The 375-nt window shown below is 51.7% G+C and carries 1 protein-coding gene; it reads left to right on the forward strand.

All coding sequences use genetic code 11. The features are described from left to right. On the forward strand, positions 1–227 hold a 227-nt coding region (locus OO68_RS47285; protein WP_209442693.1), incomplete at its 5' end, for an alpha/beta fold hydrolase. Positions 228–375 lie beyond the last annotated feature (148 nt).

A 375-nucleotide genomic window follows, 5' to 3' on the forward strand; every position in this document is an offset into this window, starting at 1 on the left:
AGGCCGCGACGACCGATTTTTGGGACATTCTTCCACGTTACAAAGGCAAGTTACTGTTGGCCTACGGCTCGCGATTTAGCACTGTAAGTGATGTCGATGCGAAGAAGATTGTCGAACTTGCACCTCAAACTCGCGTATTCAATTTTCCGGAGAATAGCCATTTTCTTCCAATGGAACGGCCAGAAGCACTATCTCGGCTGATTATGAGTGAGTTTGATAATTCCTAGCGTGGCTATCGCCGCGGATCGATTGAGCGATTTTACTGTTGCGCCGGCGCGACGATTGCCATGAGGCCGCCCAACGTGATTGCGCGCGACTGGATCGTGGCGCCAAGCATCGGTTGTTAAGCGGAAAACATGCGGCGCCATTCCATTG

Origin of the sequence: Streptomyces iakyrus (genome assembly GCF_000717055.1) — a bacterium.
In the GTDB taxonomy this organism is placed as follows: Bacteria; Actinomycetota; Actinomycetes; order Streptomycetales; family Streptomycetaceae; genus Streptomyces; species Streptomyces iakyrus.